General features: G+C 35.2%; 14 protein-coding genes and 3 tRNA genes. 7 read left to right on the top strand and 10 right to left on the bottom strand.

Going from position 1 to position 15,506, the window contains the following annotated elements; genetic code table 11:
- Window positions 1-22: 22 nt before the first annotated feature.
- From TZ01_RS04340 to TZ01_RS04325, 4 genes are all read right to left on the bottom strand, one after another.
- Window positions 23-1,939 (bottom strand): beta-CASP ribonuclease aCPSF1, encoded by a 1,917-nt coding sequence (locus TZ01_RS04340; RefSeq protein WP_048101574.1) that lies wholly within the window; start codon window positions 1,937-1,939, stop codon window positions 23-25.
- Window positions 1,940-1,967: 28 nt separating this feature from the next.
- On the bottom strand, window positions 1,968-2,600 hold the full coding sequence (gene psmB, locus TZ01_RS04335) for an archaeal proteasome endopeptidase complex subunit beta (RefSeq protein ID WP_048101829.1): 633 nt from the start codon (window positions 2,598-2,600) through the stop codon (window positions 1,968-1,970).
- A gap of 111 nt (window positions 2,601-2,711) precedes the next feature.
- Complete coding sequence (locus TZ01_RS04330) at window positions 2,712-4,316, bottom strand: cation:proton antiporter (RefSeq protein WP_048101573.1); 1,605 nt, start codon at window positions 4,314-4,316, stop codon at window positions 2,712-2,714.
- Between the two features lie 117 nt (window positions 4,317-4,433).
- Window positions 4,434-4,529 (bottom strand) — tRNA-Tyr (locus TZ01_RS04325).
- A gap of 240 nt (window positions 4,530-4,769) precedes the next feature.
- On the opposite strand from TZ01_RS04325, the gene TZ01_RS04320 reads away from it, so the two are divergent.
- Window positions 4,770-6,539 carry an ATP-dependent DNA ligase gene (locus tag TZ01_RS04320; RefSeq protein ID WP_048101572.1) on the top strand — a complete coding sequence of 590 codons (1,770 nt, stop codon included), beginning with the start codon at window positions 4,770-4,772 and terminating at the stop codon, window positions 6,537-6,539.
- On the opposite strand, the gene TZ01_RS04315 is transcribed toward TZ01_RS04320, so the two are convergent.
- Both TZ01_RS04315 and TZ01_RS04310 read right to left on the bottom strand, forming a co-directional pair.
- Entirely contained in the window at window positions 6,536-7,003 is a 468-nt protein-coding gene (locus tag TZ01_RS04315) for a single-stranded DNA-binding protein (protein ID WP_048101571.1), read from the bottom strand. The two genes, TZ01_RS04320 and TZ01_RS04315, sit on opposite strands and share 4 nt — an antisense overlap.
- A 46-nt stretch (window positions 7,004-7,049) precedes the next feature.
- Window positions 7,050-7,670 (bottom strand): FMN-binding negative transcriptional regulator, encoded by a 621-nt coding sequence (locus tag TZ01_RS04310; protein ID WP_048101570.1) that lies wholly within the window; start codon window positions 7,668-7,670, stop codon window positions 7,050-7,052.
- A gap of 93 nt (window positions 7,671-7,763) precedes the next feature.
- Here TZ01_RS04310 and TZ01_RS04305 point away from each other — a divergent pair.
- A tRNA-Arg gene (locus tag TZ01_RS04305) sits at window positions 7,764-7,837 on the top strand.
- A 138-nt stretch (window positions 7,838-7,975) separates the two neighbouring features.
- Here the strand turns inward: TZ01_RS04305 and TZ01_RS04300 are convergent.
- Window positions 7,976-8,218 carry a hypothetical protein gene (locus TZ01_RS04300; RefSeq protein ID WP_048101569.1) on the bottom strand — a complete coding sequence of 81 codons (243 nt, stop codon included), beginning with the start codon at window positions 8,216-8,218 and terminating at the stop codon, window positions 7,976-7,978.
- A 120-nt stretch (window positions 8,219-8,338) separates the two neighbouring features.
- On the opposite strand from TZ01_RS04300, the gene gltA reads away from it, so the two are divergent.
- On the top strand, window positions 8,339-9,472 hold the full coding sequence (gene gltA, locus TZ01_RS04295) for a citrate synthase (protein WP_048101568.1): 1,134 nt from the start codon (window positions 8,339-8,341) through the stop codon (window positions 9,470-9,472).
- A 3-nt stretch (window positions 9,473-9,475) separates the two neighbouring features.
- Here gltA and TZ01_RS04290 read toward each other — a convergent pair whose 3' ends face one another.
- A complete protein-coding gene (locus TZ01_RS04290; RefSeq protein WP_048101567.1) occupies window positions 9,476-10,207 on the bottom strand; it encodes a metallophosphoesterase in 732 nt (243 codons plus the stop codon).
- Between the two features lie 119 nt (window positions 10,208-10,326).
- Here TZ01_RS04290 and TZ01_RS04285 point away from each other — a divergent pair, with 119 nt between their 5' ends.
- The 4 genes from TZ01_RS04285 to TZ01_RS04275 all read left to right on the top strand — a co-directional run bounded on the left by TZ01_RS04285 (window position 10,327) and on the right by TZ01_RS04275 (window position 13,103).
- Entirely contained in the window at window positions 10,327-11,043 is a 717-nt protein-coding gene (locus TZ01_RS04285; protein ID WP_048101566.1) for a TrmB family transcriptional regulator, read from the top strand.
- Window positions 11,024-11,890 carry a deoxyribonuclease IV gene (locus TZ01_RS04280; RefSeq protein ID WP_082180452.1) on the top strand — a complete coding sequence of 289 codons (867 nt, stop codon included), beginning with the start codon at window positions 11,024-11,026 and terminating at the stop codon, window positions 11,888-11,890. Before TZ01_RS04285 ends, TZ01_RS04280 begins: the two co-directional genes overlap by 20 nt.
- Complete coding sequence (locus TZ01_RS09410) at window positions 11,877-13,040, top strand: DUF1015 family protein (protein WP_169749820.1); 1,164 nt, start codon at window positions 11,877-11,879, stop codon at window positions 13,038-13,040. Before TZ01_RS04280 ends, TZ01_RS09410 begins: the two co-directional genes overlap by 14 nt.
- Window positions 13,031-13,103 (top strand) — tRNA-Thr (locus TZ01_RS04275). The genes TZ01_RS09410 and TZ01_RS04275 overlap by 10 nt, the downstream gene beginning before the upstream one ends.
- 3 nt (window positions 13,104-13,106) lie before the next feature.
- Here TZ01_RS04275 and TZ01_RS04270 read toward each other — a convergent pair.
- Window positions 13,107-13,712 carry a DUF998 domain-containing protein gene (locus TZ01_RS04270; protein ID WP_048101565.1) on the bottom strand — a complete coding sequence of 202 codons (606 nt, stop codon included), beginning with the start codon at window positions 13,710-13,712 and terminating at the stop codon, window positions 13,107-13,109.
- A gap of 232 nt (window positions 13,713-13,944) precedes the next feature.
- A complete protein-coding gene (locus tag TZ01_RS04265) occupies window positions 13,945-15,315 on the bottom strand; it encodes an MFS transporter (RefSeq protein ID WP_048101564.1) in 1,371 nt (456 codons plus the stop codon).
- Window positions 15,316-15,506 lie beyond the last annotated feature (191 nt).

Raw genomic sequence — 15,506 nt, 5'->3', positions numbered from 1 at the left:
TAAAATAGTATTTAACAATTGATTAATATAATCTCGTTGTCTCAAGATTTTTCATGGAAATGGTTTCAACACCAAATTTTGCATGGATTAGACGTGCAAATTCATAGCACTTGTCACCATCCCCATGGTTTACCAGTATTCTCTGCGGTCTTGGCTGCATGGTTCCTATAAAGTTTATTAGCTGTTTTTTTGTTGAATGCCCTGAGAATCCCTCAGCATTTTCCACATTCATCTTTATATCAAATTTGGTTGATTTGCCATTCTCTGAAAGTGTTACTGATGATGCACCATTCTGTATGCGCCTGCCAAGCGTTCCATCGGCCTGGTATCCAACAAATGCGAGCGTGTTATTCTCTGATGAAACAAGTGCCTTAAAATATTCCAGAACAGGGCCACCGTTCATCATGCCCGCTGTTGCCAGTATTACCTTGCTATCCGGATCATCTATTACATCATCACGCTGTTTTTTTGTATCAACGCTATGGAATATTGGGCTTAAAAATGGATTGGCACGCTTAACCATTATCTGTTCCCTTAGCTCCCTGTTGAGATATTCAGGGTATGCGGCATGAATTGCGGTCGCCTCCATAATCATACCATCCAGGTAAACCCTGGTATTTTCAGGTATCAGCTTGTTTCTGTATGCGTCCTCAAGAACAAGCATTACCTCCTGGCTCCTGCCCACAGCAAAAACCGGTATAAGTACAGTGCCATGTTTGTCAAAGGTGCGGTTTACAACATCAACAAGTGTATTGTACGCCTCCACCCTTGTATATGAATAATCATCACGGCCAGCATACGTTGATTCTATCATTAAAGTTTCTGCCCTTGGGAATCTGTTAACTGCAGGATTAAACAACCATGTCTTCTCATATTTTTGATCACCACTTAAAACTATATTATATAAGCCCTCGCCTATGTGAAGATGCACTGCAGCAGATCCAAGTATGTGGCCTGCATTATAAAGTGTTAATCTTATATCCGGCGTTATATCTGCCGTTTCGTTGTATTTCAATGTGATTGTTCTTTTCAATTCCTCCCTTATGTGCTTTGATTCATATGAGATTTTATGCCCCTCTGAATGCGCAACCTTAACATAGTCATTCTGAAGAAGGGCGGCCAGATCCCTGGTTGGTGCAGTTGTGTAAACCGGTCCCTCATAGCCGTATTTGTATAACAGCGGTACAAGACCTGAATGGTCAAGATGTGCATGTGTTAAAACAACAGCATCAAGTGATGTAAACGGCTGTATTTCAGGGACATATAAATATGGTGCCTCCTCCCATGGCTGTTCAGGATCATTAACATTTATCATGCCACAATCAACAAGAACCTTTGAATTGTTTGTTGATATAAGTGTGGCACTTCTGCCAACCTCACGGTGGCCGCCAAGTGCCGTTATCCTTATCCAGGTTTCACCCGGCATTAATGGCGTTGTAAGCTTAACCCCAAGATTATGCAAGAATTCCTTTCTTTCCTTTTTTACATCCCTCAGGTATTCCCTGACCTCCTTTACAGTTCTTGAATACATGGGAGGTGCCCTTACTATTCTTGGAGACCAGTTTGTCTGTGATTTTATTTCCTTTATTATATCCGAGTTTGTTACTATTGAGGGCTCGTCAAGCTCTATGACGGCCTCTCCAGTATCCGGCTCAAAATAAAGATCCTGAAACCCTGCATCCTTCGGAATTAATTCCTGTATTTTTTTTGATGCGGAATCCTCGTCAAGCATAATGCTTGGATCAGGCCTTATTGCTATTCTTCTTCTTAGTTCCTGCGCGATCTGCCTTGCAAGGTCATCCCTTTTTGAGAATAATTCCTCATCCTTTGTGTAGACTATTATTGTTGAACCCTCATAGTCTATCTCTGTAATCTTATTTCCGGGATAAAGCCTGTCAAATATATTTTTAGCTTCGCTTAGATAATCACGAAAAGACATTTATAACACCTTAAAATTAATAAAAAATTTATAAAATTAATTTAAGTTTCTTTATCCTGGATAAAATCTCATCCTGGGATAAATAGTAGAAACCCTTTTTAGGATCGACAACACCAACCTGTATCATATTTCCTGATGCTGAATCCCTCTGTTTGGATACACTTATTGATTTTATTACAAGATCAATGGCATCATCAAGCTTTAAATCGGGGGAATATTCAGCCTCAAGAACACCGTAAACATACGGAGAACCAGATCCGGTGCTTGCGTAAATATCCTCAACCGCACCACCGGCAGCATCTATTGAATATATGTGTGGCTTTTTATCATAACCGCCTATTAAAAGCTGTACCATGTAAGGATAAAACTTACTCTGATTTAACATATTTGAAAGCAATGTGGCCGCAGCGTCCAGTGGCATGTTAATCTTTCTCTGAACCCTGTAGAGCTCCATCTCTGCCCTCATGTATCTAACAAGCACCTGGGCATCTCCAACAAGGCCCGCTATGGTCATCCCTGCATATGTGTCAATCTGGTAAAGCTTCTGAGCGTTCTTATTTGAAATGAAGGTTCCCATGGTCGCCCTGCTATCGGTACCCAAAATAACGTAATCGCCGGCAGTTATGCCGACTGTTGTTGTTCCAGTTTTCAATACATCCATATTATAATCCCTCTCTGACATAATTAATCCATCCAAGATAATTATTAATTGTAAATAACAAATAGTATATTTAAATTTTCTATGGGATGCAATTGACCATATATTTATATATCATTCGGCCTCCCTGCTTAAAACATCAGATATATGCTTTAATATTTCACGTTCAAGTATGGTCCCTATAAATTTCCCCCTCTCATCAACCACGGCAACTATTGGCGGGTCAGTTTCCCTAAAAATCTTAATAAGATCTGTTGCCGGTGCATTGCACCTGACCTTTATGGCCGGAACAATTCTCCCCTGCGAGACCGTATATGTTCTAAGTTTGTTCTCTCCAAGTGTTACCATGTCACTTAATAAAAGTTCACCAACAACACGGTTATTTGAATTTGTAACTATAACCGCCCTGGAATTAAGGTCCGTGCATATTTTAAATGCAAGGCTTATGGGATTTTTTACATTTACAGAAACCGTTTGCAGTGTTTTTGCAATATCACACGCCTTTAAATTTTTGAATTCTGAATTAACAATTTCCCAGACATATCTTGATTTTTTCACCGGTATAACAGGCGCATTGATGTTAAATAATAATGGCACCATTAATGTTAATAAAGTTATTGCTATCATAATTATTGAATAATCATAGCGGCCAACAAGTGAGAGTGTTAAAGCAACAACAAGAAGGGCCGCATCAACACCGCCGTTAACAGAAGTGCCAAGCGCATTTTTCCATGGCTGCACTTTTATAATTTTTGATGTTGCAAATCCTGCAATGGGTTTTATTAAAAGTGCTATTGCAAAGATTAAGAGTCCAAGTATAATGAGGGCAGGTGTAATTTTAACAAAGTACAGACCTAGGCCGATAAAGAATAACGGCTCGAACAGCCCGTATGTTACTGTGGATATCTTCTCTGCTATAATGGGCCTATCATTTATAAAATCCCTTAAAATGATTCCAATAAAGAGGGCGACTATGGCGGAATTAAATCCGTAAAGTTCACCTATAAAGCCAAGTATAAATATAAATCCTATTATTATGGCTATTGTAGTTTCGTGTGCCTTTGAATTTGCATCCATTTTTTCAAGCAATCTTATTAAAATGTATTTGCTAAAAAGTATTATTACAACAATTGAGGCTATCAGTTCAAGTGATGTTAATAGTACATTTATGAATGTTATTGGCTTATTGTGAAAATCTGAAATAAAGGAAAATAATATAACTGCAGAAATTTCTATTGTTACGACCTCCTGAAAAATCTTATTTCCCTCCTCAGTTTTATTTAGCCCTGTGTCACTTAAAAGCCTTGTGAGCGGACCAGCACTGCTCATTCCTGTAACTATCCCTGTTACTATGGCGATTAAAAGGCTGTGAAGTATTAAGAATACAAAATAAGAAATTAACGAAAATGGAATAAAAAATTCAATTACACCTAATATAATATTTTTATAATTCATTAACTTTTTAGTATCAACGTTCTTAAATTCCAGTGCACCACCTGAAAACAAAAGAAAATTTATACCAATGGATATGAATAGGGATATATTGGGCAGTACATTTATGAGTCCAAGCACACCAGGACCTATTATTATTCCAAATACTATAGCCGCCACATATGGAACAAGTTTAAGTCTTTCAAATATCTCCTCACCAAGTTTTGCAAGCAGTAAAAGTGTTCCAAGAAACATTAATGCAAGTACTGAATCTGAAATGCCGTACATTAACCATCCAATGAGGCAATTATATTTAATGTTTATGTTACTTTAAGCATATTTTATTAGCATAATAACCAAAAATGATTTATTATTTAGAAAGCAATCAAATCATTAAGCTATAAGTCCCGGCTTCCGGATTCGAACCAGAGACCTATGGATGTCTGCGATCTGCAGTATTCACTCTACAGTCCATCGCTCTACCAACTGAGCTAAGCCGGGTTATAACATAATATATACAAAGAATATAAATTTTAAGTTTATGCATGTTTTATTCTTTTGATTGATTTAATTATATTTTAATTTTTAAACTGGAAATTATTCAGGCATATGATATTATGCTAATTCTTATTTTTGGTTGCCTTACCAATTTCATTTAATCAAATTCACACATGCATATTGAAAATCAAAACTAATTATAAAAATAAAAAGTTTAATAATAATATTACGAATATATTATTCATGGAATTTTCTGAGGTTACATCAACATTTAGTGAAATGGAAAATACAACAAAAAGGCTTGAACTCACAAGAATACTTGCCAACCTTTTAAAAAAGGCAAATAATGATCTTAAGTACATTGTGTATCTTGTTCAGGGTAAACTTGCACCGGATTTTGAGGGAATTGAATTTGGCATGTCTGATAAGCTTATAATAAAATCATTATCCTCTGTATCAGGCCTCTCAGATGAGGAGGTAAATAAAATATTTTACAAAACCGGTGATCTGGGTACAACTGCAATGGAAATTAGTAAAAACATATCACAGAAATCATTATTTAATGAGGATTTAACCGTGAATTATGTTTACTCAAAGTTAATGGAAATAGCAAAATTTTCAGGTCATGGCAGCATAAAAACCAAGATGGATTCATATATGGATTTATTAATGAATTCAAAACCTGATGATATAAAATATATAACCAGAATAATTACAGGCAAGCTCAGGCTGGGTGTTGCCGATTCAACCATTCTTGATTCGCTTGTATCCGCATTTAGTGATAAAAAATATGCAGATATAATAGAAAATGCATACAATTTCCATCCGGATATTGGATACATTGCAGAATTGCTTCAGTCTGGAAATATAGACGCAATAAAAAATATGGGTCCAGAACCATTAATACCGTTTAAGGTAATGCTTGCTGAGAGATTAAAATCACTTGCTGATATTAAGGATAAAATGGGTGGAAGGGCAGCATATGAATATAAATATGATGGCCTAAGAACAGAGCTGCACCAGAAGGGCAGTGAGGTAAAGATATTTTCCAGGGGTCTTGAGGAAACAACACAAAATTTCCCTGATATTGTTAAAAATTTTAAGGATTCATTTCATTTTGAGTCCTGTATACTGGATGGAGAATCCGTTCCATATAACCCTGATACAGGAGAATTAATGCCGTTCCAGATGGTCTCACAGAGGCGCGGAAGAAAATATGATTTAACAGAAAAAACATCAGAGATACCAATAGTAATGTTTATTTTTGATATACTTTATTTAAATGGCAAATCGCTTATTAATCTGCCATACCCTGAGAGAAGGAAAATACTTGAGGAAAACGTTAAGGAAAATGAGTATTTTAAACTTGCAACAAGAATCGAAAGTGACGATGAAAATGAAATTATGAAATTCTTTGAAAAAAGTATTGAGGATGGCTGTGAGGGAATAGTCTCAAAGAACATTTCAGAGGATTCGGTTTACCGCGCCGGAGCCAGGGGATGGCTATGGATTAAATTTAAAAGGGATTACCAGCAGGAAATATCAGATTCATTTGACCTTGTTGTTGTCGGTGCCTTTAATGGTCATGGGAGGCGTAAGGGAACCTATGGCGCCTTATTACTTGCATGCTATAATGAAAAGAAGGACTCATTTGAAACATTTACAAAACTTGGATCAGGATTTACAGATGAGATGCTATCTGAACTCCCCGGGATTTTTAAAAGCTTAATAGTGGATAAAAAGCCCGCAAGGCTTGATAGCACCATGATTCCCGATTACTGGATTTATCCATCAAAGGTGGTGGAGGTAAAGGGTGCAGAAATTACAGTAAGCCCTGTTCATACATGTGCATATAATATAATTGAAAAAGGCTCTGGTCTTGCTTTAAGATTTCCGAGGCTAATAAAATTCAGGGATGATAAAAATCCTGAGGACGCCACAACAACTGAGGAAATTATTGAAATGTATAAAATGCAGAAAAAAACTATAAATACAAAAGAAAAGGAGGATTAATCCTCCTCCTCATTATTTCTATCGAACCCGCCTGATCTTCTGTTATTGTTGTATCTCCTGTTGCCTCCATTGTTCCTGTATCTGTTGTTATTTCCATAGTTGTTATACTGGTTTTCGTACTCCTTTTCACTCATATCAAGTTCTTCACTGGGTTCTATATCCTCATCACTTTCTGAAAGTGTACCATATTTACCGACATTAAGTCTCATATGGCCCCTTAAAAGTGATATATAGCCGTTATCTATCTTAAGAACCTCACCATCCCTTATGTCTTTGGGCTGGTCGTCCCATAGTGTCAGGGTTATCTTCCCTGTATCGTCGGCTATGACAACCTCAGTCACTGATTTGTCATCACCAAATCTGGTTTTTATCTCTTTTGGCTCTCCTAATACAATCACCTTTCCAACAACGTTAACACGTCTTGAGGAAGGTGTCAAATCCTTAATTTTGGTTACTTCTTCCATACTATTACTTCCTTAATCCTTTCGGATAAAGACTAATATTTAACTCTTATTTAAACATATTCTTTTTATATATGCTTATGTTTTTTTCCATTAAATCTGTCATTTCTTTAAGATTTTCATTTTTTGTCAATGCATTAAGCACACCCATTTGATCCTCTATAGGATGATTCTGTCCAAGTTTAAATGCGCATTCTATTTTATCAGGGATTAAATAAAATCCCTTAATCTGCTTTAGCATTGGAAAGTATGGCTTTTCGCTTAAATTATCTGGAATAGGAGAATCTGGTTCAAAAAACTTTATAAGTTTTTTAATTTTTTCTGTGTTTTCATTAAAATCAGTAAATTTTAATGTACCATGAACATGAACAGTCATGTAATCCCATGTAGGTACCGATTTATATTTATAATAGACTGGAGATATATAAGCATCAGGTCCCTGAAAAATAGCAAGTCCTCTCATATTGGTGGAATTTTCAATAATCATATTGCCTTCTGCAAGATGTCCCCAGAGTTTAAAATTTTCTTTGTATTCATCAACAAGAAATGGTATATGAACTGCATCAACATCATCTGAAGAAATTACTGCAAGTATTCCAAAACTATGTTTTTTGATGAAATCTATAATAATTTTCCTGTCGGTTATTCTGAAATATTCGGGTATATACATAAAATTTAAATTGATCCTTATATATTAAGTTATTCTATATCCAAATATCATAAATTATTATAAAGTTAAAATATGTTTAAGCAATATAATAAAGCCCGTGTGGGGTAATTTGGATATCCTAAAGGCCTGCGGAGCCTTAGATTCGGGTTCAAATCCCGGCGCGGGCGTTTTTATAATTGTTTAAATCACTGTAATGCATGAATATAAACATAATACATAAAAAATCTAAGTATTAAAAATTCAATAGAATCGAAATTCCTGTATTCTTAAATAAAGGAAATGAAAATAAACCACGTGGTTTTTATTTATTTAACAACTTTTATTAGATTCTTATAAATGATTTTCTTAAAAATTAAGGCGATTAGGCATGTTGACCATGATATTATCAAACCGATTGCAACGCCCCTAAAATATATATTGCCAGTAATAATTGAAATAAAAAGAAATATGATACTTAAAATAAAAAACAGTATTATAAGGGAGGTCAGGAGATGCTTTTCCAGAATATTTAGTCTCCATTCTGATAATCCCTGAATTTTTTTGGCCATAAAATTTTATTCATATTGAATATAAAAATATTTGTTTTTCCCAATATTGCCTTTCTTTAAGTTTTATTAATATGCACATAGAAATCTTAAGGCTTTTATATTAGTGATATATAAGATAGTATGAGTGAAGCTATAAGTCCAGGTCTTGAAAACGTTAATATAAAATATACTGAATTAACTTATATAGACGGTATTAATGGAATAATGAGATACCGTGGCTATGATGTAAATGAACTTGCAGCCAGATCATCATTTGAGGAGGTTTCATATTTAATGCTCTTTGGAAAACTGCCAAATTATGATCAGCTCAATGAATTTAAAAATCATGTGCTTTCAAATATGGTGCTTCCCGATTATGTTTTAAGCACAATGAAAAGCCTGCCAAAGAAATCAGATGCACTGGCAATAATGCAAACGGCCTTTTCTGCGCTTTCATCGAATGAAAACAATTACCAGTGGAATAAGGAAAATGATAAAAAAACGTCAATGGCAATTCTTGGCCAGGCATTATCAATTGTGGCAAATACATATAGAATTAAGGAGGGCCTTGATACAGTTACACCTGAGGCCCATGGCAGCTATGCAGAATCATTTTTAAATGCCTGTTTTGGTGAATCTGATAAAGAAAAGGTAAGGGCCATGGATGCTGCACTAATTCTTTATATGGATCATGAGATTCCAGCATCAACCACGGCAGCCCTTGTTACTGCATCAACTTTATCTGATATGTATTCATCAATAACCTCGGCAATAACCGCATTAAGGGGCCCACTGCATGGAGGTGCAGCAGAATCTGCCTTTAAGCAATTTCTTGAGATTAAAACACCCGATAATGTTGATTCATGGTTTCAAAAAAATATCATAGAACCAAGGAAAAGGCTTGTTGGTTTTGGTCACAGGGTTTACAGGACATTTGATCCAAGATTGAAAACATTTAAGGAATATGCCAGATCACTTGCCAGAACACAGGAACAGAAAAATTTGCTCGAAATAGCCACAAAACTTGAAAATCTTGGGGTTAAAAATTTCGGTGGAAAGGGAATATATACAAATACAGATTTTTATTCTGGCCTAGTTTTTAATGAACTTGGGTTTCCATTATATATGTTTACATCACTTTTCGGCCTTTCAAGGATATCTGGAATACTGGCACACATAATAGAATATGTGGAAACCCAGGAAAGACTGATAAGACCAAGGGCAATTTATAATGGTCCGGGAAGTATGGAATACATAGAAATAGAAAAAAGATAATTTTTATTTTATTTTTTGTTCCAGGTCCTCCACATATCCAAAATCCAGAAGGCCAAATTCCTCTGTTATGCCATAGGCCCTAAACCTTTTTGAAACGCTTTTTAGAACAGGTGTAAAATGTTCCTCACTTAATAATGATTCGGAAACATCTGTACCTGAGGAAAAAAAGCTCATTGCGGGCGTAATCAAAATTCTGTAATCAAAATTAAAAACAAACGCCGGTATTTTAAATATACCACCAACCTCATCCCTGAGAACAACGGCAGGATGCTCATGGCCAAGTATGGTTATTTTTCTTGTTGACATATCCCTGTCCCCATGATATATGTAATAATTATCATCCTCATAGAAATCGATTATCTCCATATTATTATGTTTTAATATATTTGTAAGGTAATTATCATGATTTCCCCTTATAAAAATAAGTTTTGCCTGATCTTTATACCGTTCAATAAAATGATTTACATCATCCCATTCCTGCGGTAGATTCCTTGAAAATTCCTGTTTAAAGTCCCCGTTTATAATAATTTTATTTGGTGAGTACCTATCTATTATGGCATCCATTGTCCTTTCTATATGCTCCCTCTGTAATTTTGGTAAGAACAATCCATGAAGGTTCATCTCATCCTCAAATCCTAGATGAAGGTCAGAAACCACAACAGCGGATATATCCTTTAAATAAACACAGTATAAATCGGATATAAAAACATTCTTTAATATTTGTATTTCCTTCACAAACTACATTAACAAATTATTTATTATAATTTTTACTATCTGATAATTAATCCTGTAATCAATTTATAAAAACATTGTGCAATGGAAAAGATTTTAAATTAATATGGCATTAATTAGTTATGGAAGCTAATTCAGAGTACATAATGAAAACCGCAGATATGCTTAAAATACTGGGTCTGTCATCATATGAGGCACAGGCATTTGCGGCCCTTGTATATCATGGTGTTGCCAATGCAGATACAATAGCGGATACTGCAGGAATACCCAGAACATCAGCATACAAGGTTATGGAATCTCTTGTGGAAAAGGGCTTTGCAAAGGAAACGGAGGGCAGGCCGAGGATGTTCAAGCCCGAGGAAATGGACAAAATTAAGGATAATTTTATTTCAAAGGTAAACAACCTATTTGAGAGGCTTAAGGAGCTTCAGGACGTTTTGCCGTCCAAGGGTGACCCACAGCTTGTTTATACAATATATGGAAGATCAAAGGTCATGGCAAAAATGGCAGAAATGTTTGATCTATCAGAAAGGGAAATTTTGATTGCAACACCAAGAATAAAGGAAATAAGAACGGAATTAAAGAAAAACATAGACAACGCAATAAAGCGCGGGGTTCATGTCATATTTATCACACCACCTAATAAAAGGGTTCCGCCAAATACAGAGGTTTATAGAAAGGAGGGGCTTATAGCAACTGATGTGGCAAGTGATGAATCAAGGGCAATGCTGGCCGGGGCTGATCTGGACGCCTGTGGTTACACAGATAATCCCATACTTTCTTTGCATGTCCTTCAGTTTATACACATGATGATAAACAATGATGAATATAAAATCTGAATTTATAAAAAATGAAAAAATCATTGGTGGCCACGTTTCAATATCCGGTGGAATATACATGGCACCTGAAAGGGCATCACAATTCTGTTTCTCTGCCTTTCAGATATTTGTTAAAAATGGAAGGCAGTGGAACACAAATAATAATTTAGATAATAAAGATATCCTTCAATTTAGGGAAAACGTTAAGAGATTTGATATTAAAAACACGGTTGCACATGCAACATATTTAATTAATTTGGGCAGTCAGAATCCAGAGGTTGTTGAAAAATCTAAATTAGACATAAAAAACGAGGTAAAAATGTGCAATGACCTTGGTATAAACTATCTTGTAATACATCCTGGTTCGGCGGAAAACCATAATAATGCCATTCATAACATAATGGACTTTTTAAATTCACTCGATACAGGCGATACATCCATATTAATTGAAAACTCTTCAGGTAAGGGAAATACATTACCCGGCAGCATTGATGAAATGGCATCAATGATGGACATGGCAAAAAACAGGATTTATTTATGCCTTGATGTATGCCATTTTTATGCCTATGGTTATGATATAACTAAAAATTATAATGATGTGATGTCCACCCTTAACGATAAAGTTGGTTACAGTAAAATTAAAACCATACACCTTAACGATTCAAAATATAAGCTTGGTGAAAAGGGAGACCGGCATGAAAATATCGGTTACGGTTACATTGGTGACAGTGGATTTTATAATATTATAAATGACAATAATCTTAATAATATCCCCATGATAATGGAAACCCCAGATGGAGATGAATACTATAAAGCCAATCTTGAAAGGCTTCTGGGTTTAATGGGTGGTAATGTTGAACATAAGTGAGTTTAAACCATATGTGTTTAACTGCGATATGCAGGAGGTTGTCTCACCTCCATTTGACACCATATCGTGGAATCAGGAAATGGAGTTAAGAAATAAAAAGTGTAATATAGTAAAGCTGACCATGCCTGAAAAAAATCTTGGAATAAAGGCCTCACTTGATATATTTCACAGATGGATATCAGAAAAAAAACTTGAGCAGATTAATAATGACATATTAATAATTTTAAAGCAGGAATTCTATAACAATAAGGAATTGATGCAGAGATTTGGCATAATTGCACTGGTTGACGTCTGTGCAGACAATATTAAGCCACATGAATTAACATTTCCAAATCAGGTTATTGATCGCAAGGAGGTGATGAAAACACTTAATGCCCAGCTGGAACCAATCTTTATGGTTGTTCCTGATAATTCATTCGATAAACTTTTGAAGAGAACGGCATCTGAACTGCCCACAGAATTTGTATTTGAAGAGCCCCTTGGTGTACACAATTATGTTTATTTTTTGGATTCAAGGGAAAAAATAGAAAAGATTAAAAGTTCTGTCAGGCAGGATGTGGGCATAGTTGCCGATGGCCATCACAGGTTAAGAGCGGTGCAGGAACTTTACAGTGAAACAAATGATGGGTTCTGGAAATATGTTATGTCATATATAACCTCAATATACGATCCGGGCCTTATGATAGGGGGCGTTCACAGGCTTGTATATGGCATAAATTTTGAGCCATTTATACCCCGGATTAAAAATTTTTTTGATATTGTTGAGGATAAAAATTTTTATGGGGACCACAGAATATGCATTTACAGCAACTCTAAATTTTATTACTTGACCCCAAAGGATTATATAATTAAAGAAAAATTTGGAAATTCAAAGCCTCTTCCAACTGAAATAGTAAATAATATTCTCTTTCAGGACGTTTTTTCAATGAATACAGCAGAGTATCAAAAGAATATAAGATTTATATATAATTATACAGACGCAATAAATTCCGTTGATAACCATGAATGTAACTTTTCCATTCTTATTCCGTCATGGCAAAAGGAAGAATTTTTAAAATTCATTACTGAAAACAAGCTTCTTCCACAAAAATCAACATATTTTTATCCAAAAATACCATCAGGAATTGCCTTGTATGTTAAGCCACTGTAGCTCAGCAGGCAGAGCAGCTGATTCGTAATCAGCAGGTCGGGGGATCGAAACCCTCCAGTGGCTCATTTATTTTTGTATATTCAATGTTTTTGGATATTTTATTATATTATGGATATGAATTATAACCACAATTTCTATAACCACTATTCCGAAAATCTCGTTCTCTGCAACAGACCCCCAGGGAATAATGGCAAAAAGAATCCATGCAATTACAAGTATAACCAATAATGAAATTCCAGTTTTAATATTTATTAAAATTATTGAAAAACCTATCGCCGTATATGAAATTGTGGCAAGTATAAAAAACCAGATGGAAACGAAATCGTGCGGGTATGTCCCCTCATGGTATATCCCAATTAGTGCAAGAAACAATCCAGAAATTATAAAGAAGGATGAACCGACTATTTCAATTGTATTTCTTGCCCTTAAAATAAAAAATGAGGATAAAATTGCAATTAATATACCTTCGATCATAAGGCCAACATTATAAATCCATGGATATAAGGGTGCTGGATGGCCATTATTTATTAAATTTCCACCGCCCAAATCGCTAAGGGCATTATGTGTTATCCCAAACCATGGATTAAATGCTGAAGAAACAGCAATGACAATCCATATTAACAGCATTGTAATACCACCAGAAATTATTAAAACTGAATTTTTTATATTCATGTAAATACAAATGCGTGATTTATTAAAATATTTATATTACTGGGAAAAAATAATAAAATCCATGCTGTACCAATTCTATCATAAATGCCATATTTTATAATAAAGGTTACCCAGAATATTTCTATTATAATAAAGATATAACATTGAAATTAATCTTAAAACGTTATTCAAGTACTTACCATTTTAGAGCCACCAATTCCAAAAATATAAAAAAATTAAAAAGTTAAGTTATTTATGACGATATCTTTTCAAGTGTTTCCCTGGATGCCCTTGGTCCTAGAAGTGATATAAGACCTGCAATAAGGCCTGTTATGGCAATAAATATAAAACCTGTCTTAAATGTATATGAGGCAACTATAATTGGTAGGATTATTGCTCCCAGTGCACCCCCTATATGTCCAATTCCATCAGTAAGTGCGAATCCGGATGCCCTGGCCCTTGTTGGATAGTTTTCTGCTGTATATGTATAGGCCACCTGAAGATACATGCCAAGAGCAAGTGATGCCATGAATGACCCTGCAAGTAATGTGGGTTCTGTTTTTAATGAAAATATGATAAGCCCAATAAACCATATAACAGTGTCGAAAAATATTACGTATTTTCTTTCATATTTATCTGCTGTTAGGGCCATAATTATTGCGCCAACCGGATAGCCTATTGCACCTATGGCAAGGTAAAGTATGGAACTGGCCAGTGAAATGTGGGCATCCGCAAGCATGGTGGCAGCATCCCCAAGAAATGCATAGTTTCCTATATACCAGAAAAACCACATAAACACAAGAATTGTCAATCTCTTTGAATATATTTTTCCAGTTTTTCCCTCAAATAGGTAAAGTGTTGGAAATTTTTGTTCATATTCTTTTAAATCAACATCCTCCGGATGGGGGTCGGGTAATTTCCCAAACCTCTTCTCTGCGGTATCCTCCATCATCTTTAGCACACTTTTTGCCTTTTCAAGATTTCCAGATTTTATTGCAAGCCATCTCGGTGATTCTGGTAATTCAAACCTTAAAAGCAATGCTATTACTGCAATTATGCCACCTATGGCAAACAAATACCGCCAGCCATTGTAATATACTGGAACAAGTCCAAGTGCTATAAATGGGGTTATTGCCTGCCCAAGTATTCCTATTATAAAGGTATACACTGTGATTCTGCCACGCCACTGCGGTGGTGCAAACTCGCTTATGTAACCAGAAACAAGGTTTAAATCAGCACCAAGCCCTAGCCCTGTGACAAATCTTGCTATTGTCAGTTCAGGCACATTAAAGGATATTGCATCACCAAAAGACCCAATTGCTGTTAATGCCATTGTGATTATCATTGATTTGTACCGTCCAAATACGTCCGCTATGCTACCGATAATATAAGAACCAAAAGCATAGCCTATTAAACCAACAGAGAGTGCAAGAAATAATGATGTTGATGCACCTATGTGAAACTGTGTGGAAATTGCTGGCATGGCAAAGCCAATATCGGATATATCATAGAAGGTAAAAAAATAGCCAATGCCAATTATAATTAGAAAGGAATACGGTAGGGACCAAACCGGTATTCGGTTAACCCTTGCAATAATATCTTTTATCTCATTATCATTATTCATAGTAAAAGGGAATTAATATATAATATATATATTTTTACTACAAATACAGGTATTATATTATTTATTATATTTAAACATTGTTTTGGTCTTAATATAGCTGAGACTAAATAAGATTTTTATGATTTCCTTATATGTCAATTCTAAACCTCTTTTAAAGGCGCTTCATTAAAATTTTTATGTGTTTGTATAAT

The organism is Acidiplasma sp. MBA-1, assembly GCF_000949015.1.
GTDB lineage: Archaea > Thermoplasmatota > Thermoplasmata > Thermoplasmatales > Thermoplasmataceae > Acidiplasma > Acidiplasma aeolicum.
Note: the sequence above shows the minus strand (reverse complement) of the source record. Positions and strands in the feature narration are given on the sequence as shown.

Bases quoted from the DNA above. Each gene is read 5' to 3' on its own strand.
- TZ01_RS04340 (WP_048101574.1), bottom strand. From the start codon at position 1,939: ATGTCTTTTCGTGATTATCTAAGCGAAGCTAAAAATATATTTGACAGG.
- psmB (WP_048101829.1), bottom strand. From the start codon at position 2,600: ATGGATGTATTGAAAACTGGAACAACAACAGTCGGCATAACTGCCGGC.
- TZ01_RS04330 (WP_048101573.1), bottom strand. From the start codon at position 4,316: ATGTACGGCATTTCAGATTCAGTACTTGCATTAATGTTTCTTGGAACA.
- TZ01_RS04320 (WP_048101572.1), top strand. From the start codon at position 4,770: ATGGAATTTTCTGAGGTTACATCAACATTTAGTGAAATGGAAAATACA.
- TZ01_RS04315 (WP_048101571.1), bottom strand. From the start codon at position 7,003: ATGGAAGAAGTAACCAAAATTAAGGATTTGACACCTTCCTCAAGACGT.
- TZ01_RS04310 (WP_048101570.1), bottom strand. From the start codon at position 7,670: ATGTATATACCCGAATATTTCAGAATAACCGACAGGAAAATTATTATA.
- TZ01_RS04300 (WP_048101569.1), bottom strand. From the start codon at position 8,218: ATGGCCAAAAAAATTCAGGGATTATCAGAATGGAGACTAAATATTCTG.
- gltA (WP_048101568.1), top strand. From the start codon at position 8,339: ATGAGTGAAGCTATAAGTCCAGGTCTTGAAAACGTTAATATAAAATAT.
- TZ01_RS04285 (WP_048101566.1), top strand. From the start codon at position 10,327: ATGGAAGCTAATTCAGAGTACATAATGAAAACCGCAGATATGCTTAAA.
- TZ01_RS04280 (WP_082180452.1), top strand. From the start codon at position 11,024: ATGATGAATATAAAATCTGAATTTATAAAAAATGAAAAAATCATTGGT.
- TZ01_RS04270 (WP_048101565.1), bottom strand. From the start codon at position 13,712: ATGAATATAAAAAATTCAGTTTTAATAATTTCTGGTGGTATTACAATG.
- TZ01_RS04265 (WP_048101564.1), bottom strand. From the start codon at position 15,315: ATGAATAATGATAATGAGATAAAAGATATTATTGCAAGGGTTAACCGA.